Annotated in this window: 23 protein-coding genes; 12 read left to right on the forward strand and 11 right to left on the reverse strand. The window is 70.9% G+C overall.

The window, feature by feature from the left end; genetic code table 11:
• Window positions 1-35: 35 nt before the first annotated feature.
• From sigE to ACFYSH_RS04200, 5 genes are all read left to right on the forward strand, one after another.
• Window positions 36-797 carry an RNA polymerase sigma factor SigE gene (gene sigE, locus ACFYSH_RS04180; protein WP_359470506.1) on the forward strand — a complete coding sequence of 254 codons (762 nt, stop codon included), beginning with the start codon at window positions 36-38 and terminating at the stop codon, window positions 795-797.
• Window positions 794-1,774, forward strand: coding sequence for a zf-HC2 domain-containing protein (locus ACFYSH_RS04185; RefSeq protein ID WP_359470504.1), 981 nt, complete (start codon window positions 794-796; stop codon window positions 1,772-1,774). The genes sigE and ACFYSH_RS04185 overlap by 4 nt, the downstream gene beginning before the upstream one ends.
• Before the next feature lie 89 nt (window positions 1,775-1,863).
• Complete coding sequence (locus ACFYSH_RS04190; protein WP_359470501.1) at window positions 1,864-3,714, forward strand: trypsin-like peptidase domain-containing protein; 1,851 nt, start codon at window positions 1,864-1,866, stop codon at window positions 3,712-3,714.
• 120 nt (window positions 3,715-3,834) lie between these two features.
• Window positions 3,835-4,299 (forward strand): sec-independent translocase, encoded by a 465-nt coding sequence (locus ACFYSH_RS04195; protein ID WP_359470498.1) that lies wholly within the window; start codon window positions 3,835-3,837, stop codon window positions 4,297-4,299.
• A 125-nt stretch (window positions 4,300-4,424) separates the two neighbouring features.
• Window positions 4,425-5,087: a hypothetical protein gene (locus tag ACFYSH_RS04200; RefSeq protein ID WP_359470496.1), complete on the forward strand. Its 663-nt coding sequence runs from the start codon at window positions 4,425-4,427 to the stop codon at window positions 5,085-5,087.
• Window positions 5,088-5,142: 55 nt separating this feature from the next.
• Here the strand turns inward: ACFYSH_RS04200 and ACFYSH_RS04205 are convergent, their stop codons facing one another.
• The 3 genes from ACFYSH_RS04205 to ACFYSH_RS04215 form a co-directional block, all read right to left on the reverse strand.
• Window positions 5,143-6,276: an Mrp/NBP35 family ATP-binding protein gene (locus tag ACFYSH_RS04205; RefSeq protein ID WP_359470494.1), complete on the reverse strand. Its 1,134-nt coding sequence runs from the start codon at window positions 6,274-6,276 to the stop codon at window positions 5,143-5,145.
• A 78-nt stretch (window positions 6,277-6,354) separates the two neighbouring features.
• A complete protein-coding gene (locus ACFYSH_RS04210; protein ID WP_359470492.1) occupies window positions 6,355-6,933 on the reverse strand; it encodes a DUF1003 domain-containing protein in 579 nt (192 codons plus the stop codon).
• Entirely contained in the window at window positions 6,923-8,200 is a 1,278-nt protein-coding gene (locus ACFYSH_RS04215) for a magnesium transporter MgtE N-terminal domain-containing protein (RefSeq protein WP_359470489.1), read from the reverse strand. Before ACFYSH_RS04215 ends, ACFYSH_RS04210 begins: the two co-directional genes overlap by 11 nt.
• 173 nt (window positions 8,201-8,373) lie before the next feature.
• Between ACFYSH_RS04215 and ACFYSH_RS04220 the strand changes: the two genes are divergently transcribed.
• Window positions 8,374-9,126: a hypothetical protein gene (locus ACFYSH_RS04220; RefSeq protein ID WP_388750816.1), complete on the forward strand. Its 753-nt coding sequence runs from the start codon at window positions 8,374-8,376 to the stop codon at window positions 9,124-9,126.
• Window positions 9,127-9,159: 33 nt separating this feature from the next.
• Here ACFYSH_RS04220 and ACFYSH_RS04225 read toward each other — a convergent pair whose 3' ends face one another.
• Together ACFYSH_RS04225 and ACFYSH_RS04230 are read right to left on the reverse strand one after the other, a co-directional pair.
• Entirely contained in the window at window positions 9,160-9,678 is a 519-nt protein-coding gene (locus ACFYSH_RS04225) for a hypothetical protein (RefSeq protein ID WP_359470483.1), read from the reverse strand.
• A gap of 24 nt (window positions 9,679-9,702) precedes the next feature.
• Complete coding sequence (locus tag ACFYSH_RS04230) at window positions 9,703-10,818, reverse strand: magnesium and cobalt transport protein CorA (RefSeq protein ID WP_359470481.1); 1,116 nt, start codon at window positions 10,816-10,818, stop codon at window positions 9,703-9,705.
• A gap of 410 nt (window positions 10,819-11,228) precedes the next feature.
• Between ACFYSH_RS04230 and ACFYSH_RS04235 the strand changes: the two genes are divergently transcribed.
• Window positions 11,229-11,813 (forward strand): suppressor of fused domain protein, encoded by a 585-nt coding sequence (locus ACFYSH_RS04235; RefSeq protein WP_359470478.1) that lies wholly within the window; start codon window positions 11,229-11,231, stop codon window positions 11,811-11,813.
• Window positions 11,814-11,885: 72 nt separating this feature from the next.
• Here ACFYSH_RS04235 and ACFYSH_RS04240 read toward each other — a convergent pair whose 3' ends face one another.
• Window positions 11,886-13,118 (reverse strand): MFS transporter, encoded by a 1,233-nt coding sequence (locus tag ACFYSH_RS04240; protein ID WP_359470475.1) that lies wholly within the window; start codon window positions 13,116-13,118, stop codon window positions 11,886-11,888.
• 156 nt (window positions 13,119-13,274) lie between these two features.
• Between ACFYSH_RS04240 and ACFYSH_RS04245 the strand changes: the two genes are divergently transcribed.
• The 3 genes from ACFYSH_RS04245 (at window position 13,275) to ACFYSH_RS04255 (ending at window position 15,648) form a co-directional block, all read left to right on the forward strand.
• A complete protein-coding gene (locus tag ACFYSH_RS04245) occupies window positions 13,275-13,919 on the forward strand; it encodes a DUF6758 family protein (protein WP_359470473.1) in 645 nt (214 codons plus the stop codon).
• Between the two features lie 133 nt (window positions 13,920-14,052).
• Window positions 14,053-14,922, forward strand: coding sequence for a PHP domain-containing protein (locus ACFYSH_RS04250; RefSeq protein ID WP_359470470.1), 870 nt, complete (start codon window positions 14,053-14,055; stop codon window positions 14,920-14,922).
• Between the two features lie 120 nt (window positions 14,923-15,042).
• A complete protein-coding gene (locus ACFYSH_RS04255) occupies window positions 15,043-15,648 on the forward strand; it encodes a MarC family protein (RefSeq protein WP_359470467.1) in 606 nt (201 codons plus the stop codon).
• 110 nt (window positions 15,649-15,758) lie between these two features.
• On the opposite strand, the gene ACFYSH_RS04260 is transcribed toward ACFYSH_RS04255, so the two are convergent.
• Window positions 15,759-15,911, reverse strand: a complete 153-nt coding sequence (locus tag ACFYSH_RS04260) for a hypothetical protein (RefSeq protein ID WP_014154223.1) — start codon at window positions 15,909-15,911, stop codon at window positions 15,759-15,761.
• Window positions 15,912-16,121: 210 nt separating this feature from the next.
• Between ACFYSH_RS04260 and ACFYSH_RS04265 the strand changes: the two genes are divergently transcribed.
• On the forward strand, window positions 16,122-17,033 hold the full coding sequence (locus ACFYSH_RS04265; RefSeq protein ID WP_359470465.1) for an NYN domain-containing protein: 912 nt from the start codon (window positions 16,122-16,124) through the stop codon (window positions 17,031-17,033).
• 13 nt (window positions 17,034-17,046) lie between these two features.
• Here the strand turns inward: ACFYSH_RS04265 and ACFYSH_RS04270 are convergent, their stop codons facing one another.
• Window positions 17,047-17,907 carry an alpha/beta fold hydrolase gene (locus ACFYSH_RS04270; protein WP_359470461.1) on the reverse strand — a complete coding sequence of 287 codons (861 nt, stop codon included), beginning with the start codon at window positions 17,905-17,907 and terminating at the stop codon, window positions 17,047-17,049.
• A gap of 106 nt (window positions 17,908-18,013) precedes the next feature.
• Window positions 18,014-20,161 (reverse strand): DEAD/DEAH box helicase, encoded by a 2,148-nt coding sequence (locus tag ACFYSH_RS04275; protein ID WP_359470459.1) that lies wholly within the window; start codon window positions 20,159-20,161, stop codon window positions 18,014-18,016.
• A gap of 441 nt (window positions 20,162-20,602) precedes the next feature.
• On the opposite strand from ACFYSH_RS04275, the gene ACFYSH_RS04280 reads away from it, so the two are divergent.
• Window positions 20,603-21,358, forward strand: coding sequence for a ferritin-like fold-containing protein (locus ACFYSH_RS04280; RefSeq protein ID WP_359470750.1), 756 nt, complete (start codon window positions 20,603-20,605; stop codon window positions 21,356-21,358).
• Between the two features lie 9 nt (window positions 21,359-21,367).
• Here ACFYSH_RS04280 and ACFYSH_RS04285 read toward each other — a convergent pair whose 3' ends face one another.
• Window positions 21,368-21,640 carry a hypothetical protein gene (locus ACFYSH_RS04285; protein WP_359470457.1) on the reverse strand — a complete coding sequence of 91 codons (273 nt, stop codon included), beginning with the start codon at window positions 21,638-21,640 and terminating at the stop codon, window positions 21,368-21,370.
• Window positions 21,641-21,837: 197 nt separating this feature from the next.
• Complete coding sequence (locus ACFYSH_RS04290) at window positions 21,838-22,065, reverse strand: DUF3107 domain-containing protein (RefSeq protein ID WP_167526138.1); 228 nt, start codon at window positions 22,063-22,065, stop codon at window positions 21,838-21,840.
• Window positions 22,066-22,306: the final 241 nt, after the last annotated feature.

The following is a 22,306-nucleotide window of genomic DNA, read 5'->3' on the forward strand; positions in this document are numbered from 1 at the left end:
AAAAGGCTTATCCGGAGCTAACGGGCGAGGTGGCTATGGTAGGGGCTCCACTGGACACCACCAGAGCCGATAGGGGAGGTGCGGCTGCGCCTGTGGATCGGAGAGGTGCGCTGCGGCGTTTTCTCAGGTCGGCGGGTGAGCCGAAATCCGTGACCAACACCGCTGACCGTTCTTCCAACGTTTCCGCACCGACCGCGACCTTCGCCTCCGATGCGGATTCCCAGGCGTGGACCCCGCCCTCATGGGAAGAGATCGTCAGCACGCACAGCGCCCGGGTGTACCGCCTCGCCTACCGGCTGACGGGTAACCAGCACGACGCCGAGGACCTCACCCAGGAAGTCTTCGTGCGCGTCTTCCGGTCGTTGTCGACCTACACACCCGGCACCTTCGAGGGCTGGCTGCACAGGATCACGACGAATCTCTTCCTGGACATGGTCCGCCGCAAGCAGCGGATCCGTTTCGACTCACTCGGCGACGACGCGGCCGAGCGGCTGCCCAGCAGGGAGCCGTCCCCGCAGCAGGTCTTCAACGACACCCACTTCGACGCGGACGTCCAGCAGGCGCTGGACACCCTCGCGCCCGAATTCCGTGCCGCGGTCGTGCTCTGCGACATCGAGGGACTCTCGTACGAGGAGATCGCCGCGACGCTCGGCGTCAAGCTCGGTACGGTGCGCAGCCGTATCCACCGCGGCCGTTCGCACCTGCGCAAGGCGCTCCAGCACCGCTCGCCCGAGGCCCGTGCCGAGCAGCGTTCCCTCGCGGACGCGGTCCTCGCGGGGGAGGGCGGAACGTCGTGAGCGGCACAGGTCCGACCCCCGCGGAGCAACATCTGGGGGACCGGCTCGCCGCGTTGGTCGACGGCGAGCTCAAACACGACGCGCGCGAGCGGGTCCTGGCCCATCTGGCGACCTGCGCCAGGTGCAAGGCCGAGGCCGACGCCCAACGGCGGCTGAAGAGCGCCTTCGCGACATCGGCGGCCCCTTCGCCCTCCGAAGGGTTCCTCGCCCGCCTGCAGGGCCTCCCAGGGGGTCCCAGCGGTGGTGACGGCGGTCCGGGCGACGGCATGAACGGCGGCCTGCGTTTCGGGAACGGCGTCTTTCCCGTGCTGCAGCCCGGCGGGCCCTCGGAACCGGGGCGCTCGCGGCTCGACGACTTCGGATACCTCCCTTCCGCTCATGGCTCGGCGGCCGTGCTGCCGGGCGGCGCGTCCGGCTCCGGTTTCCGTATCCACGAGGTGGGCCGGGACGCCGACCGTTCGCCCTGGCGGGCCCGGCGCTTCGCGTTCGTCGCGGCCAGCGCGGTCTCGCTCGCGGCCATCGCGCTGGGCGGATCCCTCCCGCTCGACTACGGCCCCGAGGCCCCGGTCAGCGCAGAGGGCGCGGGCACCAACGCGACTCCGCTCGGCGCCGAGGAGCGCACCGGCGGTACCGGCGTCGCGGCCAGCCGCAGCGGCGGCGGGGCCCTCGCCGTCGGAGCTGACCGGACGGCCGGGCCCGGCGCCACACCGTCCTCGTCCGCCCGGCCCGTGCTCGCCTCCGCCCCCTCGCTGCTGAGCACCTCGACGCTCACCGGCGGCGGTACCTTCGCCTACCCGGTGCTGAACGTGACCGTGCCACCGCTGATACGCCCGACCGACGCCGGCCCGTTGTACTCGGCCGCGCTCGACGACCGCATCGGTGGCGGAGTGGCCCGCTCGGTGCCGTCCGCGCCCTCCGCGACGGCTTCCGCCCCGCCGCCGCACGACCACGCGATGCCGCTTTCCCCGCTGCGCTGACCAGGGCCCTGCGCGCGGATTCGCAAACCTGGTTGAATTCCGGGAGGGACGCCTCTGTGGGGCGTGCAAGGGCCAGTTGCGGGGAGAGCATGGACGACGGGAAGCCCAGCGGGCCGAAGACGAAGTGGTGGAGCCGTCCCTCTGCGGAACGGAGCCGCCCCGACGGGCCGGAGGACGCGGTGGCCGTCGCCGACCCGGGTGTGACGGAACCCGCTCCCTCGGAGACGGCCGCGGCGGGAGAGCCGCTCACCGTCGAGCCCTTGGACGGGGATTTCCGCCCGGCCCCACCGGCCGCCTCGGCGCCGTCGGCAGCATCCGTGCCACCGACAGCCGGGCCGCACGCGCCGGCCCCGGCAGACGCCGCCCCGCCGGCCGCTCCGGCACCGCCCGTCGCCGAGCCGCTCGCGCACCGTGCGCAGCCGCTGCACGCGCCCGACGAGTACAGCACCCCGCCTTACGGCGGCCCGGGGCCGTGGGCGCCCGCGCCGCCCGTGCAGCGTCCGGTGGCGACCCCGGCCCACGGGACCCCCGTACCGCCGGTGACGCCGCCGTACGCGGGGACGAACGGCCACGGCCTGGCGGCGCCCTTCCCCGCCCCCGCTCCGGCGCCGGGCGGTCAGGCGCACACCGAGGCCTGGGCGCCCCCGCCCGCGCCGCACACGACGCCTCAGCAGCACACGGCCCCCCAGGTCTCCCAGCCGGCCGTACCGGCCCAGCAGACCCAGCAGCAGCCCTCGCAGTGGCTGCGGTACGACCCGTGGGGCGCACCCCAGCAGCAGACACTGAGCCACCCCGGTCCCGTCCAGGGCCAGGACTCCCGGCCGCGCAAGGGCCGCCGTCGGGGCTCGGTGCTCGCCGGGGCCGCGCTGCTGGCCCTCGTAGCCGGTGGGATCGGCGGCGGGATCGGTGCCTACGTCGAGCGCAACGGCGGCCTGACCACGGTGGAACTGCCCCAGTCCGGCCGGGACGACGGCGGCCGGGCACCCGACAGCGTCGCGGGTATCGCCGCGAGCGCGCTGCCCAGCGTGGTCACCCTGCACGTCAACGGCTCCGACGAGTCCGGCACCGGCACCGGCTTCGTCCTCGACGACAAGGGCCACATCCTCACCAACAACCATGTGGTCGCCCCAGCGGGCTCCACGGGCGACATCACCGTGACGTTCAGCGGCGGGGAGAGCGCGTCGGCCGAGATCGTCGGCAAGGACAGCGGATACGACCTGGCCGTCGTCAAGGTGACCGGCGTCTCGGGCCTCAAGCCACTGCCCCTCGGGAACTCCGACAACGTGCGGGTGGGCGACCCCGTCGTGGCCATCGGCGCACCCTTCGACCTGTCCAACACGGTCACCTCGGGCATCATCAGCGCGAAGCAGCGGCCCATCACCGCAGGCGGTGAGAAGGGCGACGGCACCGACGTCAGTTACGTCGACGCCCTGCAGACCGACGCCCCGATCAACCCGGGCAACTCCGGCGGCCCCCTGGTCGACGCCGACGCCCGTGTCATCGGCATCAACAGCGCCATCCGCGCCGCCGACAGCGGATCCGCGCTCGACGGGGGCCAGTCCGGCTCCATCGGCCTCGGCTTCGCGATACCGATCAACCAGGGCAAGCGCGTCGCCGAGGAGCTGATCAGCACCGGCAAGGCCACCCACCCCGTGATAGGCGTCACGCTCGACATGGAGTTCACCGGCGACGGAGCCAAGGTCGGGGGCAAGGCGGCCGACGGCGGAGCCGCGGTGACGGAAGGGGGCCCGGCCGACGAGGCGGGCATCCGGCAGGGCGACATCATCACCGAGGTGGAGGGCCACCGGGTGCACAGCGGCGAGGAACTGATCGTCAAGATCCGCGCCCACCGCCCCGGTGACCGGCTCGAGCTCGCCCTGACCCGTGGCGGCAAGGACCTCTCCATGACGTTGACGTTGGGTTCGGCGAGCGGCACCTGACGTCCACCGGCAGGTACCGCGCGGACAGCTTCGCCGGGTACCGTGGAGCGGTCCGGGCCCCTGATGACCTGGCGGCGGTGAACACGCGGAGACCACGCAGAGAACACGAGGAGCAGCAAGGTGTTCAATGACATAGGCGCACTCGAGCTGCTGACGCTCGTCGTTCTCGCCGTGCTCGTATTCGGCCCGGAGAAGCTGCCGAAGGTCATCCAGGACGTCACGCGCACCATCCGCAAGATCCGTGAGTTCTCGGACAGCGCCAAGGAGGACATCCGCTCGGAGCTCGGACCGCAGTTCAAGGACTTCGAGTTCGAGGACCTCAACCCCAAGACGTTCGTCCGCAAGCAGCTCATGGACGGCAACGACGACCTGGGGCTCAAGGAGATCCGGGAGAGCTTCGACCTGCGCAAGGAGATGGCCGAGGTCACCGACGCGGTGAACGGCCGGGAGAGCGACTCGTCGACCGCCGCGGCGACGTCCGGCACGGCTGCGGCGGCCGGTGCCGCAGCCACGCCCGACCTCCTCAAGAAGCCCGCGCGGCCGGCCAAGGACGAGCGCCCGCCCTTCGACGCAGACGCCACCTGAGACCGGTCAATCCCGACTCGTCCGGACGGTATGGCTATTCTCCATCTGTCCGGTAGCGAGATTGCCCATGCCCATGGGGGGAGGGCCGCGCCGGATCGGTGAAAGATCAGGAGGCGGCCGGGCAGATGGAGACGACGAGTCGGGTAGGGGCGGACGGTGCGCCCAGCGCAGTCACCGCAGAGGGGGTGCCGGCGACCCGGCGTACGGTCGACGGCTATCTCAAGGCGCCGTTCCCCTGGTACGGGCTGGACGATGCCTTCGCAGGTCCGCGCTGGCTGATGCACGTCACCGCCGCGGCGGACGACACGGTGCAGCACGGTTCCACCGGGCACGGCGAGGAGCCCGTCGTACGGGCCGACGCGGGGGCGGAGAAGGCCCGTTTCGCGGTGGTCGTGACCGTGGGCAGCAGTCCCGTACGGCACAGCGACGACGGTACGGGGGTGCTGGACGCCACCACGGTCTCGTCGGCGGCCTGGCTGGCGGGTTCCGGCCTGCTGGACTGCACCTGGCCCCCGCAGATGGACCACACCCTGCGTGGCGAATGGCTGAAGCAGCAGACCGAAACCGCGTTCGAACTCGCGGATGACCTGGGCCAGGCGCCCTGGTCGACCCTGTCCCTCCCGGTGGACGGCGTGCCGGTGGACTTCCACTACCGCGAGTCGGAGTTCGGCTGGGTGCTCGCGGGCTCGGCCCCCGACGGGGTGCACATCGGCGCCTACGGGCGCGGCATGAGCGCCTATGGCCTGGGATTCTCGGTGATCGGCGACATCGCCTCGTACGAGGGCTGAGCGACGGACGGGTGGGAGGCGGCCCCTTGTGGAGGCCGCCCCACCCGTGCGACGGTCAGAACTTGTTGCGCGGGGTCAGACCCAACGACATGCCGGACAGGCCGCGCTGACGGCCGCTCAGCTTCTCCGCGATGGACCGCAGCGCGGAGCCCGCAGGGGAGTCCGGGTCGGACAGGACGACGGGCTTGCCCTCGTCACCGCCTTCACGCAGCCGTACGTCGATGGGGATCGACCCGAGTACCGGTACCTCGGCGCCGACCGTCTTCGTCAGCCCGTCGGCGACCCGCTGTCCACCGCCCGAACCGAACACGTCGACCATCTCGTCGCAGTGCGGGCACGGCATGCCCGACATGTTCTCGACGACGCCGACGATCTTCTGGTGGGTCTGTACGGCGATGGAGCCGGCGCGCTCGGCCACCTCGGCAGCGGCCTGCTGCGGGGTCGTGACGACCAGGATCTCGGCGTTGGGCACGAGCTGTGCCACGGAGATCGCGATGTCACCGGTGCCCGGCGGCAGGTCGAGCAGCAGGACGTCCAGGTCGCCCCAGTACACATCGGCGAGGAACTGCTGCAGGGCGCGGTGCAGCATGGGGCCCCGCCACACCACCGGGGTGTTGCCCGGGGTGAACATCCCGATGGAGATCACCTTCACGCCGTGCGAGGACGGCGGCATGATCATGTTCTCGACCTGGGTGGGCTTGCCGTCCGCGCCGAGCATCCGGGGCACGCTGTGCCCGTAGATGTCCGCGTCCACCACGCCTACCTTGAGTCCGTCGGCAGCCATCGCCGCCGCGAGGTTCACCGTCACCGAGGACTTGCCGACGCCGCCCTTGCCGGACGCCACCGCGTAGACCCGGGTCAGGGAGCCGGGCTTGGCGAACGGCACCTCGCGCTCCGCCGTGCCGCCGCGCAGCGACGAGGCGAGCTCCTTGCGCTGTTCGTCGCTCATCACGTCGAGCGTGACCTCGACCCGCGACACGCCCTCGACACGGGCCACCGCGTCGGTCACGTTCTTGGTGATCGTCTCGCGCATCGGGCAGCCGGAAACCGTGAGATACACGGTGACAGCGACCACACCGTCAGGATCGATCTCGACCGACTTCACCATGCCGAGCTCGGTGATCGGTCGGTGGATCTCCGGGTCGTTCACTGTCGCCAGTGCTTCGCGCACCGCGTCTTCCGTAGCCATACCTTGATAGTACGGGTGCGCGCAGCGCTCTTTGAAAGGGTGGTGGTGGGCGACGGGAGGGAGGTACGGCGCCGGTCCCTACGGGCGGGTAGCCCCTCCGCGGTCGCCTTCGTCACTCTCGGCCGTGGAGAAGAGCCGCCGCTCCTCCATGTCCTTCACCATCGCCTCCAGCTCCGAGCGGATCCAGTCACGGGTGGCGACCTCGCCGAGGCCCATCCGGAGCGCCGCGATCTCCCTGCTGAGGAACTCGGTGTCCGCGATGGAGCGCTCGTTCTGCTTGCGGTCCTGTTCGTGGGTGACCCGGTCGCGGTCGTCCTGGCGGTTCTGGGCGAGCAGGATCAGAGGGGCCGCGTAGGACGCCTGGAGCGACAGCATCAGCGTCAGGAAGATGAACGGGTACTCGTCGAACCGCAGGTCCGGCGGCGCGAAGATGTTCCACACCACCCACAGGATGATGATCAGCGTCATCCATACGATGAACCGCCCGGTGCCCAGGAAGCGGGCGATGCGCTCGGAGAACCGGCCGAACGCCTCGGGGTCGTACGCGGGCAGCAGCCGGCGCCGCGGTGCCTTCGGCTGGTCGAGCCGGGGCCGCGGCGGGCGCACGATGCCCGAAGCGCCCGTCGGTACGGCCCGCGCGCGGTCCTCAGCGGCCACCGGCGATCCCCTCCTCCTCGCCCTGGAAGTCGGTCTCGCGCCAGTCCTCCGGGAGCAGGTGGTCCAGCACGTCGTCGACGGTCACCGCGCCCAGCAGCGATCCGCTCTCGTCCACCACGGGCACCGAGACCATGTTGTACGCGGCCAGGTAGCTGGTCACGGCGGGCAGCGGGGTGTCCGGCGTCAGGGGGACGAGATCACTGTCGACGATCGAGCTCACCAGGGTGAACGGCGGGTCCCGCAGCAACCGCTGGAAGTGCACGGTGCCCAGATACCTTCCGGTGGGGGTCTCGTCCGGGGACCGGCAGACGTACACCTGCGCGGCCAGGGCGGGGGACAGGTCCTGCTGGCGCACCCTGGCCAGCGCGTCCGCGACCGTCGCGTCGGGCCGCAGGATGATCGGCTCGGTCGTCATCAGGCCGCCCGCGGTCCGCTCCTCGTACGCCAGCAGACGCCGGACGTCGGCGGCGTCGTCCGGCCGCATCAGGGCCAGCAGCCGTTCCTTGTCCGCCTCCGGCAGCTCCGAGAGCAGGTCGGCCGCGTCGTCCGGGTCCATCGCCTCCAGGACGTCCGCGGCGCGGTCCTCCTCCAGCTTGCCGAGGATCTCCACCTGGTCGTCACCGGGGAGCTCCTCCAGGATGTCGGCGAGCCGTTCGTCGTCCAGCGCCGCGGCGACCTCGGCCCGGCGCTTGGGCGTCAGATGGTGCAGGGCGTTGGCGACATCGGTGGGGCGCAGCCGCTCGAAGGTAGCCACCAGGCTCTCGGCGCCCTGCCCGTCCTCCTCAAGGGAGAAGCCGCTGATGGCCGACCACTCCACGGTCAGCGTCTCGCCCTTGCGGCGCAGGGCCCCGCCCCTCCCCTTGCGTACGAAGAACTTGTCGATCTCCCAGTCGCGGCGTGCGGGGAGCTGCTGGATGGCGACGTCGAGGACGGTCACCTCCTCGTCCGTCTCGACGAGGCGCACGCGCCGGTCGAGGAACTCGCCGAGGACGAGTCGCTCGGTCGGGCGCTGCTCGAAGCGCCGCATGTTGACCACACCGGTGGTGATGACCTGGCCCGACTCGACTCCCGTCACCCGGGTGATCGGCAGGAAGATGCGCCGCCGGCTCACGACTTCGACGACCATGCCGAGCAGACGCGGGGGCCTGCCGCCGACCCGGAGCATCGCCACCAGGTCCCGGACCCGGCCGACCTGATCACCATTCGGGTCGAACACCGGTACGCCGGAGAGATGGGAGACGAAGACCCTGGGGGTGCCTGCCGCCATCCTGTGCGCCTCCGTCCGTCCCTCACGTCCTCATTCGCCGTGATCAGGCTAGCCCGTGCCGGTCCGTGACGCCTTGGCGGACCGTCCGTAAGGCGCCCCGCCGAACGGTGTACGCGGCACGGGTACGCTGCCGTCTGCCATCCCCCGACACACAGATGAGAGGCAGTGCGCCAGTGACCTCTTCCGCCCCTGCCGTCCGGGCCCGTCGCCGGGCCGTTTCCGCCGTGGTGCTCTGCGCGGGGCTGACCGCCGCGCTCACGGCCTGTGCGGGAGAGGACCCGGACAAGGGGACCAACGGCGTCGGCAAGCTGACCGCCGCACAGATCGACAAGAAGGCGCGGGCCGCCGCCAGCGCCGCGGACGCGGTGCGGCTCACCGGCAAACTGGTCAGCAAGGGCGGGACGTACACCCTGAACATGCAGCTCAGCAGCAAGGGCGGCACGGGATCGGTCGTCTCGGAGCGCAACACCTTCGATCTGCTGCGCATCGGCGACGAGCTCTACCTCAAGGCCGACGCGGGCTTCTGGAAGGACGACAAGGCCGACGACGAGAGCGACCAGGCCGCCGACAAGCTCCGGAACAAGTACGTCAAGGTCCCCGAGGACGATCCCACCTATCAGCAGATGCGCGGCTTCACGGAGAAGGAGACGCTCCTCGACGGGCTGCTGGCACTGCACGGAAAGATCAACAAGGGCGCTCGGGACACGATCGGCGGGGTGCGCACCGTGCAGATCATGGGCGGAAAGGGTGAGGGGGGAGCACTGGACGTCTCCCTCGAGAGCACTCCGTACCCCCTTCGGGTGGCCCGCGGCGGAGGCGGTGGCACCGTCACCCTCGCCGACTGGGGCAAGGCTTTCCCGCTGGAGGAGCCGGCCGAGGACGAGACCGTCGACTACGGCGGCGAGCTGCCCAGGTCCTCCGGCTGACGGAGCCGGCGGTCCGTACGGTCCTGCGGCAGGTCAGCGCTTCCCCCGGCGCTTCAGCAGCAGCCGGGGGAGAGCCGCGGGCGCCGTCCGCCGGGTGGTCGCAGCGGTGGGCAGCGGCCGCGCGGCCAGCGAGGTGTCCGGCAGGTCGGTGCGGGTGGCGCCGGGCGTCAGCCGCAGGACCCGGCATTCACGGGCCCAGCGCTCCGTCAGCTGTTCGGCGTCCGGGGCGTTCAGCCGTTTGCCCTTGAGCTCGCCGACCGCAGCCTCCCACTCCTCGGATCGCGGCTCCAGCACCGTGACTGCGGCACTCCAGGCCACGAGCCTGCCGCCCTTGTCCTTGCTGCGTACGGTCACCTCGGCGGTGGCACCGGCGTCCAGCCCGGCGGGGAGCGGCTGTTCCCCCGGACCGTCCCCGACGAGCACGGCCGCACCCTCGTGCCACACGTGCCACAGCGCCCGGGAGGGGCCGGTGCCCCGCACCCAGACGAGGCCGGACTTCTTGGTGGCCTCCTCGACGAGAGCCCGCGCAAGCAACACGTCAGAAGCAGTCATACGCGAACTCTATGGGAGACCCCGTCAGAGCCAGCCGTTGCGCTTGAGGGTGCGGTGGATGGAGAAACAGACGACGCCGATGAGCCCCAGGACCATCGGATAGCCGTACGTCCACTCCAGCTCGGGCATGTGGTCGAAGTTCATGCCGTAGACGCCGCAGATCATCGTCGGTACGGCGATGATGGCCGCCCAGGACGTGATCTTGCGCATGTCCTCGTTCTGCGTGACGGTCGCCTGCGCCAGATTGGCCTGGAGGATCGAGTTGAGCAACTCGTCGAAGCCGATGACCTCTTCGTGCACCCGGGCCAGGTGGTCGGCCACATCGCGGAAGTACTTCTGGATGTCGGGGTCGATCAGTCGCATGGGGCGCTCGCTCAGCAGCTGCATCGGCCGCAGCAACGGCGACACGGCGCGCTTGAACTCCAGCACCTCGCGCTTCAGCTGGTAGATGCGGCCCGCGTCCGATCCGCGCGGGCTTCCCTTGGCGGGAGTGGAGAACACATCGATCTCCACCTCGTCGATGTCGTCCTGCACCGAGGCCGCCACCGCGATGTAGCCGTCGACGACGTGGTCGGCGATGGAGTGCAGCACGGCGGAGGGGCCCTTGGCGAGCAGTTCGGGATCCTCCTGGAGGCGGTGGCGCAGAGCGCGCAGCGAACCCTGGCCGCCGTGCCGGACGGTGATCACGAAGTCCCGCCCGGTGAAGCACATCACCTCGCCGGTCTCGACGACCTCGCTGGTCGCGGTCAGTTCGGCGTGCTCGACGTAGTGGATCGTCTTGAAGACGGTGAAGAGCGTGTCGTCGTACCGCTCCAGCTTGGGCCGCTGGTGTGCGTGGACCGCGTCCTCGACGGCGAGCGGGTGGAGGCCGAACTCCCGGGCGATACCGGCGAACTCCTCCTCGGTCGGCTCGTGCAGGCCGATCCAGGCGAAGCCGCCCTCCTCCCGCACCCGCAGCATCGCCTCGTGCGGTGTCTGGCAGGAGGCCTCGGTGACCCGGCGTCCGTCCCGGTAGACCGCGCAGTCGACGACGGCGCTGGAGGCGGACGGGTCACGGGTGGCGTCGTAGCTGCTGTACGGGGTGTTGCTCTTGCGCTGGGACGGGCGCACGGCGGCGCGCAGGTCACGGATCATCGACATGGCTGGCTCCTCTTCACGGAGGGCCGTCGGCGGACACGTGGAACTGCCCGGAATGGGGACGTGCGCTCACGTCCGCAAAGCGGGCGGCACCGCGTGGGCACGATGACGGCGTTCGCTACAGACAGGCAAAAACGAGGGCTCTTCCGGTGCGCGAACTGCCGTGGTGACGTCCGGGGAGGGCGTCAGATCACAGAAGGAAGGCGTGGTGCGGAAGGGCGGTTGGTACTGCACGGTCGACTTGGATCCACCGCAGCCCCACCTCCTCCGGCCGGTCCCCCGTAGGGGATCACGTGGTGTCAGGACTGAGAGCGACGCTTTGCGTGCTGTCCCGACCGACGCCCCAGGCTATCAGCCAGGTGAGGAGCCAATCCCTTCCTTTGCCCGTTCGCTACGCGTTCTATGCTCGCGGCATGGGAGAAATTCTTGATCTGGTCGAGGCCCGGCTGCGTACGGCGCTGGGGGAGCCGGACGCACGCGCCGATGTGACGTTCCTCGGCACGGACCGCATCGAGGTGCTCCGTTTCATCGACGGCGATGTGGTGCGCTACGCCACACTCGGTATGTCCGCCCAGCCGATGGCCGACCCGACGTCACCCCTCGCCGACCCGGTGAAGGGCCCGCGCGCCGAACTGATCCTCTCCGTACGGGTGGGACTCGCCGACACCGACCAGGTGTTGCGGCCCCTCGCGGTCCTCGCGGCCTCGCCGCAGGTCGAAGGGCTGATCGTGGCCCCCGGGGCATCGCTGGACCTCGGACAGCCGCTGTGGGACGGGGCCCCCTTCAGCTCCGTCCTGGTCGCCGAGCCGGGTGGCCTGGTCGGGGATCTGGAGCTGGATGCACCGATGGACCCGGTGCGCTTCCTGCCGCTGCTGCCGATGACGCACAACGAGGCCGCCTGGAAGCGGGTCAAGGGTGCGCAGGAACTCCAGGAGCGCTGGCTCTCGCAGGGGACGGACCTGCGGGACCCGCTGCGTGCCTCCGTACAGCTGGACTGACGCACCGGGTGCGGAAGGACCCCGCCGCGCGGTCGGAGGGGATCGCGGGCGGGGCGTGCGAGGCGCGTCGGATCAGTCGGCGAAGACGGTGACGCCGTCCTCGGTGGCGTGGCGCGGCTCCAGTTCCTCCGCCTCGTGAGTCAGAGCCGCACGCCTGACCCCGACGACCACCGCGCCGACGAGGGCCGCGACGGCGGCGACGACGAACGGCATGTGGATGTCGCTCCACTCCTCGATCTTCGGGGCGAGGTAGGGCGCGGCGGCAGCGGCGAACCAGCGGACGAAGTTGTACCCGGCGCTCGCCACCGGGCGCGGAGCGTCCGAGACCCCCAGGGCCAGTTCGGTGTAGACGGTGTTGTTCATACCGATGAAGGCGCCCGAGACGATGGTGCAGACGATGGCTGTCGTGTGGTCGCCGTATCCGAGGACCACCAGGTCCGCGGCGAGCAGCACCAGGGAGCCCCCGACCACCTTCAGCGAGCCGAAGCGCCGCTGCAGGCGCGGTGCGACGAGCACCGAGAAGACGGCGAGCAGCAGGCCCCAGGCGAAGAACACCGCACCGGACCGGTACGGCGACATGTCCAGGACGAACGGTGTGAAGGCCAGGATCGTGAAGAACGCGTAGTTGTAGAAGAACGCGGATGCGGCGACCGAGGCCAGTCCGCCGTGACCGAGTGCCCTGACCGGGTCGAGCAGCGAGGTCTTCCGGGCGGGCTTGGGCTGCTCCTTGAGGAACGCGGTGATGCAGAGGAATCCGACGGCCATCAGCGCCGCGGTGCCGAAGAACGGATAGCGCCAGCTGGCGTCACCGAGCAGGGCGCCGACCAGCGGTCCGCACGCCATGCCGAGACCGAGTGCCGACTCGTACAGCAGGATCGCCGCGGAGCTGCCGCCGGCGGCGGCGCCGACGATCACCGCGAGGGCGGTGGACACGAACAGGGCGTTGCCCAGGCCCCAGCCCGCCCGGAAGCCGACCAGTTCGGCCACGGACGAGGACGTGCCGGAGAGCGCGGCGAAGACGACGACCAGGGCGAGGCCCGCCAACAGGGTCTTGCGTCCGCCGATACGGCTGGAGACGAAGCCGGTCACGAGCATCGCGATCGCGGTGATCAGGAAGTACGAGGTGAACAGCAGGGACACCTGGCTGGGTGTGGCCCGGAGCCCCTCGGCGATGGACGGCAGGATCGGGTCCACCAGACCGATCCCCATGAAGGCCACGACCGAGGCGCCCGCCGTGGCCCAGACCGCCTTCGGCTGCCGCAGGATACTGGTCGTCCCTTGGTCGAACGGATCCTCTCCCGGCATGGTTTCTCTCACTCTCCACTAGGTCGTTGCGTCATACACAGAGTAAGTTAGACACGCTAATAAGTGCAAACTACATCTATATCCGCCGGTCGGAGGCGCACGCGGACGGGTGATCGTCCTTGACGCGGCGACGGCCGGGGAGGACCGTTGGGCGTTATGAGGGGCGAACCCAGTTGCCCGAAGTGCGGTGGCCGGGTCAGGGCGCCCGGTCTCTTCGCCGATGCCTGGCAGTGCTCGACGCACGGCCAGGTGAGCCCGATGCAGCCGGTGGTCCCGCCCGGCGTCGAGGCGCTGGGCGTGGTGGTGCACCGGGCCCGGGTGCCGGTGTGGATGCCCTGGCCGCTCCCCGTGGGCTGGCTGTTCACGGGGGCGGCGTACGCGGGCGACGACCGCAGCGGCGGCCGGGCCACCGCCGTCGCGTGCTCGGGCCCCGGTCCGCTCGGAGGCATGGGCGAACTGCTGCTCGTCGCCGAGGAGCTCGGCGTCGGGCTCGGCGCGCGGTACGCCGGCATCGACGGCCCCGACCCCGGCCCCGGCCTGCGTGTCGACGCCGCACCGGATGCCAAGGTGCTCGCGGCGGGACGCCCCACCGCGCTCTGGCACGTCAAGGACGCCCCCGCCGACCGGGCGGTCTTCGCGGGCGAGGCACGTGGTCTGTGGCTCTGGGCGATCGTCTGGCCCGAACAGACCGGGCTCCTGATGTACGACGAACTCGTGCTGACCGATCTGCGCGACGCCGGCGGGGAAGTGGACCTGCTGCCGTGCGGAGCGCTCACCCCCCGGTTGCTCACGCCGCCCTGACCCTGGCCGGGCGCCGGGGCGGAGGACCCGGAGCCGACCCTGTCCCGCGTCCCGGACGGAAGGCCGGAAGGGTGATGTCCTGCGGTTATCCTGGAGCGTCCCCTGTCCGTCGGCCCGCAATGGAGTACGCGTCGTGCGCATCGACCTGCACACCCACTCCACGGCTTCGGACGGCACGGACACCCCCGCCGAGCTGGTGGCCAACGCCGCCGCGGCGGGCCTCGACGTCGTCGCCCTGACCGACCACGACACGGTCGGAGGCCACGCGGAGGCGGTAGCCGCCCTCCCCGAGGGCCTCACGCTCGTCACCGGCGCCGAGCTCTCCTGCCGCGTCGACGGCATCGGCGTGCACATGCTGGCCTACCTCTTCGACCCGGCCGAGCCCGACCTGGCCCGTGAGCGTGAGCTCGTCCGGGACGACCGGGTGCCGCGGGCGCAGGCCATGGTGCGGCGGCTCCAGGAGCTGGGTGTCCCGATCACCTGGGAACAGGTCGCGCGGATCGCCGGGAACGGCTCGGTCGGCCGCCCGCACGTCGCCACCGCTCTCGTGGAGCTCGGTGTCGTCGACACGGTCTCCGACGCGTTCACCTCGGCCTGGCTCGGAAACGGCGGACGTGCGTACGCCGACAAGCACGAGCTCGATCCGTTCCACGCGGTCCGGCTGGTCAAGGCCGCCGGGGGCGTCACCGTCTTCGCCCACCCGCTCGCGGTCACACGCGGTGAGGTCGTCCCCGAAACCGTGATCGCGCGGCTGGCCGACGCCGGGCTCGACGGCATCGAGGTCGAGCACCCGGAGCAGGCGGACCGCGACACCCGGGCCCGGCTGCGGGGACTCGCCGCCGAGCTGGAGCTGCTGCCCACCGGGTCCAGCGACTACCACGGCACCCGCAAGACCGTCCGGCTCGGTGAGTACACCACCGACCCCGAGATCTACGGCGAGATCACCCGGCGCGCCACAGGAGCGTTCCCCGTGCCGGGCGCCGGTGGACCGCTCCCCGCGTAACGGGGCCCCTTCCCTCTCCGCTCCGCCCCTCCACGGCGTTCCCGTGCGCCCGGGCGTCCTCATGACGTGCCGGCGCGCGCATCCTCCTGTTCGGCCCGCTCTTCTCTCGCAAGGCTCACCGTGTTCGACATAGCTGTCTTCGGATCCCTCTTCCTCACCCTTTTCGTGATCATGGATCCGCCCGGAATCACCCCGATCTTCCTGGCCCTCACCGCGGGCCGCCCCGCCAAGGTGCAGCGCGGAATGGCCTTCCAGGCCGTCGCCGTCGCCTTCGGCGTGATCGCCGTCTTCGGCCTGCTCGGTCAGCAGATCCTCGACTACCTGCACGTCTCCGTACCCGCGCTGATGATCGCGGGCGGACTCCTCCTGCTGCTGATCGCACTCGACCTGCTCACCGGCAAGACGGACGAGCCCACCCAGACCAAGGACGTCAACGTCGCCCTCGTGCCGCTGGGCATGCCGCTGCTCGCCGGGCCGGGTGCGATCGTCTCGGTGATCCTCGCGGTGCAGGACGCCGAAGGCGTCGGCGGGCAGATCTCCGTCTGGTCGGCGATCGTCGCGATGCACCTCGTGCTGTGGCTCGCGATGCGCTACTCACTGCTGATCATCCGCGTGATCAAGGACGGCGGAGTGGTCCTGGTGACCCGGCTCGCCGGAATGATGCTGTCGGCCATCGCCGTACAGCAGATCATCAACGGCGTCACCCAGGTCGTCCAGAACTCCTGAGCCCCACGGGGTCGGACACCACAGCGCCCCCGCACGGCCTTCCGTGCGGGGGCGCTTCGTCTTCAGCTCGTCATGCGCTCGTGTTCAGCGACGCGAAGCAATGCAAGGTGTTACGAAGCCGAGGTGTCGGCCGGCCGGATGTAGATGCGCTGGCCCATGGCTGCGGCCTGCTGCACGATCCGGTTGACGGAGGCGGCGTCCACGACGGTGCTGTCCACGGCGGTACCGTCGACATCGTCGAGTCGCATGATCTCGAAGCGCATATGGCTTCCCTTCGTCTGATCCTCCTGCTGGAGAACTACTGGGTGGACGGGCTTGCCGTCCGCAAGGATGGGGAGCGCAAGGCGTTCACGTCTCGCGCTCCACGAGGGGTACAACGGCTTGCCTACTGCAAACATTCCCTACGCTAAGGAAATTTTTTGGATGTCTAAGTACCCGTCGGTAATCAGCCATGCGCGGACAATGAGGCCCGTGTGAGCCCCGCGGACACGTGGACGGAAGAAGGGTCCGGCATCCGCGAACAGCTGGACCGCACCAACGAGCTGCTCGTGCGCGTGCTCGCCGAGGTGTCGAAGACCCCCTCCACCCACGCGATCTTCGTGGACGCGGGATACGTCTACGCGGCGGCCGGGCTGCTCGTCACCGGCACCGAGGACCGCCGGTCCTTCGACCTGGACGCGGAAGGGCTGATCGAGGCCTTCATCGACAAGGCCCGCACGATCTTCGCGGACAGCAGACTGCTGCGCGTGTACTGGTACGACGGGGCCAGGCGCCGGATCCACACCGTGGAACAGCAGGCGATCGCCGAACTCCCCGACGTCAAGGTCAGGCTCGGCAACCTCAACGCCAACAACCAGCAGAAGGGCGTCGACTCACTCATCCGCACGGACCTGGAGTCGCTCGCCCGGCACCGCGCCATCAGCGACGCCGCACTCGTCGGCGGCGACGAGGACCTGGTCTCGGCAGTCGAGGCCGCCCAGGGGTACGGCGCCCGCGTCCACCTCTGGGGCATCGAGGCGGGCGAAGGCCGCAACCAGGCCGAGCCGCTGCTCTGGGAGGTCGACAGTCAGCGCACCTTCGACCTCGACTTCTGCCGCCCCTACGTGACCCGGCGATCCGTCACGATGTACGAGGACGACAGCCCGGCACCCGCGCGTGAGGACGTCCGCTTCGTCGGCGCGCAGATCGCCGCCGGCTGGCTCTCCTCGCGCGGCCGTGAAGCCCTCGCCGATCTGCTGCCCGGGCACCCCTACCTGCCGGGCTCGGTCGACCAGGATCTGCTCGTCGAGGCCGAACGGCTCCTCCAGCGCTCGCTGCGCGGCCACGCCCATCTGCGCCGGGCGCTGCGCGACGGCTTCTGGCAGCATCTGCAGTCGCAGTACTGACGCGAGTCGCGGATCAGGGGCGGACGCTGTTCCAGAACGCGACGAGGGCCGTCGCGGTCTCCGTCGGCCTGGCGGTGTTGGGGGAGTGCTCGGCGCCCTCGATCACGGTGCGGCGGGCGCCCAGCCGCTCGGCCATCCGGTCGAGCAGCGGCACCGGCCAGACGTCGTCGCGCTCGCCCGAGACGACGTGAACGGGCAGGGACAGTGCGGCGAGCTCGGCCACCCGGTCCGGCTCGGACGACAGCTGCGCGCCGGTGGCGATCAGCTGCGCCGGGTCGTGCCGCATCCAGCGGCGTCGCAGGTCCTCGCCGTCGCCCGTGTCCGCGTCCTCGGGCGGATCCATCGCGCGCATCATCTGCCAGACCTCGGCCATGCTCCAGCGGGTGAGCGCGTCGCTGAGCAACCGCGCCTTCTTCTGCTGGGCGGGGTCGATCTCGGCGGGGCCGGACGACATCAGGGTCAGTGAACGGAAGGGCGTGGCGTCCAGCAGCACCGCCGCGCGGGCGATCTGGCCGCCCAGCGAGTGCCCGAGCAGATGGATGTCGCCGGACGGTCCGACGCCGTCGACGGCAGCCGCCTGCGCCAGAACGTCCCGGGCCAACTCGACCTGGGCGTAGGGGTTTTGGCGTTCCGTCCGCTCCGTCTCGTACTGACCTCGGCCGTCGACGGACAGCACGCGGAACCCGGCGTCGGCGAGGGGTTCCAGCAGCGCGACGAAGTCCTCCTTGCTGCCGGTGTACCCGGGCAGCAGGAGCGCGGTGGAGTGTGCGCCGGAAGGCGGCGTCGCGTCCAGCACTGCGAAGTCCCCGCGTTCGGTACGCAGTACGCGGGCGCGGGCACAGGGGGGCGGGGTGAAGGTGGGCGGCCGGCTCATGGGGCCGAGGGTATCGCCGCAGGTCCGACCGCGCCCGGGCAGCCGTACGGCCCCGGCCCCCGCAGCGCGGGAACCGGGGCCGTACGAAGGTGACCGCGGCCGGGGATCAGCTCTCGGCCGTCTCGGCGCCGGCGGCGGCCGTCGCCCGGGAACGGCGCCTGCGCGGCTTGGCGGGCGCTGCCTCGCCGTCCGTAGCGGCCTCGGTCACCGGGGCGGTCTCCGCCTGGTCAGCGGCTGCGGCGCGCGGCCGACGGCGGCGCGGCTTGGTCTCCGCGGGGTCCTCGGCCGTGGCCGCGGCCTTGGTGGCCGTGGCCTCGGTCTTCGGCTTGGCGGCGGCACGGGTGCGGCGGCGCGGCTTGTCGCTCACGGGCTCGGAGGCCGGAGCGATCTGGAAGTCGACCTCGTCGGCCGGCTTCACGACCCGGGTGCGGCGGCGCGGCTTGGTGGCCACGGGCTCCGCCACCGGTGCGGTGACCGCCACGGTCTGGAAGTCGACCACGGGCTCGGCGGCGGGTGCCGGCGCGACGGCCGACGCGACAGCGGGCTTCGTGGCCGTGGCACGCGTACGGCGACGGCGCGGCTTCGCCTCCGCGGCCGGCTCTGCCTCGGGCTCGGAGACGACCGGAGCCTCGACGGCAGGGGCCTCGACGACCGGCGTCTCGGCCACGGCGGTCTCCGCCGTCGTGGCACGCGTACGGCGACGGCGCGGCTTCGCCTCTGCGGCCGGCTCTGCCTCGGGCTCGACGGCAGGGGCCTCGACGGCAGGGGCCTCGACGACCGGCGTCTCGGCCACGGCCACGGCGGCCTCCGCCGCAACGGCCTCGGTCACGGCGGCGCGGGTACGGCGACGGCGGCGCGGGGTGCGCGGCTCGGGCGTCTCGTCACCGGCCGTCTCCACGGAGGGCGCCGGCACGGTGACGGCGCCCTCGTCGAGGGTGCTGCCGCCCCGCGTCCGACGACGCTGACGCGGCGTGCGCGGCGGGCGTTCCTCCCGGGGGGCCGGAGCGGTGGCGACGGCGGACTTGCGGCCGCGGCCGCCTGTCTCGCCGAGGTCCTCGAGCTCCTCCGCGCGCAGACCGGCACGGGTCCGCTCGATGCGCGGCAGGACACCCTTGGTGCCGGCCGGGATGTTGAGCTCCTCGTACAGGTGCGGAGACGTGGAGTACGTCTCCGGCGGGTCCGGGAACTTCAGGTCCAGTGCCTTGTTGATCAGCTGCCAGCGAGGGATGTCGTCCCAGTCGACCAGGGTGATGGCGATGCCCTTGGCGCCCGCGCGGCCGGTACGGCCGATGCGGTGGAGGTACGTCTTCTCGTCCTCCGGCGACTGGTAGTTGATGACATGCGTCACACCCTCGACGTCGATGCCACGCGCGGCGACGTCGGTGCAGACGAGAACGTCCACCTTGCCGTTGCGGAACGCGCGCAGGGCCTGCTCGCGGGCTCCCTGGCCGAGGTCGCCGTGGACCGCGCCGGACGCGAAACCGCGCTTCTCCAGCTGCTCCGCGATGTCGGCGGCCGTCCGCTTCGTACGGCAGAAGATCATCGCCAGCCCGCGGCCCTCGGCCTGCAGGATGCGGGAGACCATCTCCGGCTTGTCCATGTTGTGCGCGCGGTAGACGTGCTGCGCCGTGTTCTTGACGGTCGTGCCCTCGTCGTCGGGCGACGTGGCGTTGATGTGCGTCGGCTGCGACATGTAGCGGCGCGCGAGGCTGATGACGGCACCGGGCATGGTGGCCGAGAACAGCATCGTCTGGCGCTTCGGCGGCAGCATGGTGATGATGCGCTCGACATCGGGCAGGAAGCCCAGGTCGAGCATCTCGTCGGCCTCGTCCAGGACGAGGACGCGGATGTGCGAAAGGTCGAGCTTGCGCTGGCCCGCCAGGTCCAGCAGTCGTCCCGGGGTGCCGACGACCACGTCGACGCCCTTCTTGAGGGCCTCGACCTGGGGCTCGTACGCCCGGCCGCCGTAGATCGCGAGAACGCGGACGTTGCGGACCTTGCCGGCGGTCAGCAGGTCGTTGGTGACCTGCTGGCACAGCTCACGGGTGGGGACGACGATCAGGGCCTGAGGCGCGTCCGTCAGCTTCTCGGGCGCGGCCCGGCCGGCCTCGACGTCGGCGGGGACGGTCACCCGCTCCAGGAGCGGAAGGCCGAAGCCGAGCGTCTTGCCGGTGCCGGTCTTGGCCTGGCCGATGACGTCGGAGCCGGAGAGCGCTACGGGGAGCGTCATCTCCTGGATGGGGAAGGGGGACATGATGCCGACCGCCTCGAGGGCTTCGGCCGTCTCGGTAAGGATTCCGAGGTCGCGGAACGTAGTCAGGGTGCTGCCTCTTCTGTGAGACGCGGCCCGAGGCGAACGCTGGGGGTCGTACCGTGCCGGGGTTGGTCATCCGGCCGTGGATGGGCCGGGTGGCGCGGGACCACTGCCGTCGCTCGAGCGCTCGTGCCGCTGAGGGGGCCCCTCATCTGCGGTCGTACATGGTGTACGCCCGGCGTGGAGGGCTGTCGGGTCGGAGCCGATCGGGCCACCGACCGGGCATCCTCATTCAAGGTCGCGCTCCTGGCACAGCAAAATGCTCAGTAAGCGCAATACCACTGTACCCCGGATTCGCGCATGTGTGTTGGGCGAATTCATCGGAACGGTGTGATGTCACCTGTTGGCCAGGCCCTTCCACCCCTGGCCGAGCGGGCTATTCTGCGCTTCATGGAGACGCCTGACAACGCCACTGAAGCATCCGACGAAGCGCCCGCCCCGACCGGGATCGCCGCCCAGGACTGGGCCACCGCCTCCGCCGATCCGCAGTACCGCGCCGCGGTCGTGGATCTGCTCGGCGCGCTCGCCTACGGGGAACTGGCGGCCTTCGAGCGGCTCGCCGAGGATGCCAAGCTCGCGCCGACACTCGGTGACAAGGCGGCACTGGCGAAGATGGCGTCCGCCGAATTCCATCATTTCGAGCAGCTGACCGACCGGCTCACGGCCGTCGACGAACAGCCGACCGAGGCCATGGAGCCGTTCGCCAAGGCGCTGGACGACTTCCACCGCCAGACGGCCCCGTCGGACTGGCTGGAAGGCCTGGTCAAGGCGTACGTCGGCGACTCGATCGCCAGTGACTTCTACCGGGAGATCGCCGCCCGCCTCGACGGGGACACCCGCTCCCTCGTCCTCTCCGTGCTCGACGACACGGGGCACGGGAACTTCGCGGTCGAGAAGGTCCGGGCCGCCATCGAGGCGGAGCCCCGGGTCGGCGGCAGGCTCGCGCTGTGGGCGCGCAGGCTGATGGGCGAAGCCCTCTCCCAGGCGCAGCGCGTGGTCGCGGACCGTGACGCCCTGTCCACGATGCTCGTCGGCGGTGTGGCGGACGGATTCGACCTGGCCGAGGTCGGCCGGATGTTCTCCCGGATCACCGAGGCACACACCAAGCGGATGGCCGCGCTCGGTCTCGCCGCCTGACCCGGCGCCCTAGTGGGCCGCAGCCGAGCGCACCGGCCTGCTGCCGCGCGGGCGGATCAGCAGGGAGAGGGTCACCGCCGCGACCAGTACGGCGCCGGTGGGTGTCGCCAGGACATGGCCGGAGCCCAGGGTCGAATGCGTCAGATACGCACCGAACAGGCCGCCCAGCCCTCCCGTGACGAACACCACGCGGGAGGCCGGGAGCCGGCCGGGCAGCGAGCGGAGCGCGACCCAGGACAGGGCGATTCCGAGCACGACGGAGCTGATGGGTTCCCAGAGCACAGAGGGGTCACCTCGCTTGATATGCGCGACGGTCGGTCGGTCGTAGGCCGTCCTACCCGGGGCTCGCGGAATACAACCCTCCCCGGCATCTGTGAACCCCACCGAGGGAAGAACCCGGCGCGGATCCGGAGAAGGAAAGGTGGAGGCCCGGCGGATGATTCCGCCGGGCCTCCACCTTTGCTGCCGCGTCGCGCGGGCTACAGCGCGCCGAATCCCACCCGCCGGGTGCTGGGCTCGCCGATCTCCACGTAGGCGATCCTGTCGGCCGGCACCAGGACCTTGCGGCCCTTGTCGTCCGTGAGGCTGAGCAGCTGCGCCTTGCCGTTGAGCGCCTCGCCGACCGCGCTCTCGACCTCTTCGGCGGAAAGTCCGCTCTCCAGAACGATCTCGCGGGGCGTGTGCTGCACCCCGATCTTGACCTCCACGGCTATGTCCCTCCGACGGTCCGTCTCTGCGCGGTGAACCGCGCCGTACGCAGCACACATTAGCCCGGTCAAGGGAAGGACCACGGGTCGACCGGCAACGCCCGCAGCGAACACAGTCGTACTGCCCGGTGCCGTGGACGGAACACCTAGGTGTATTGCCCTGTGAGGTTGGGGACGCGGCTGGCGGGTGGTTTGCCTGCGAGCGCGGTGTGTCCGCGGTGGTGATTGTAGGTGTGCAGCC

The organism is Streptomyces sp. NPDC005791 (assembly GCF_042871485.1).
Lineage (GTDB): Bacteria > Actinomycetota > Actinomycetes > Streptomycetales > Streptomycetaceae > Streptomyces.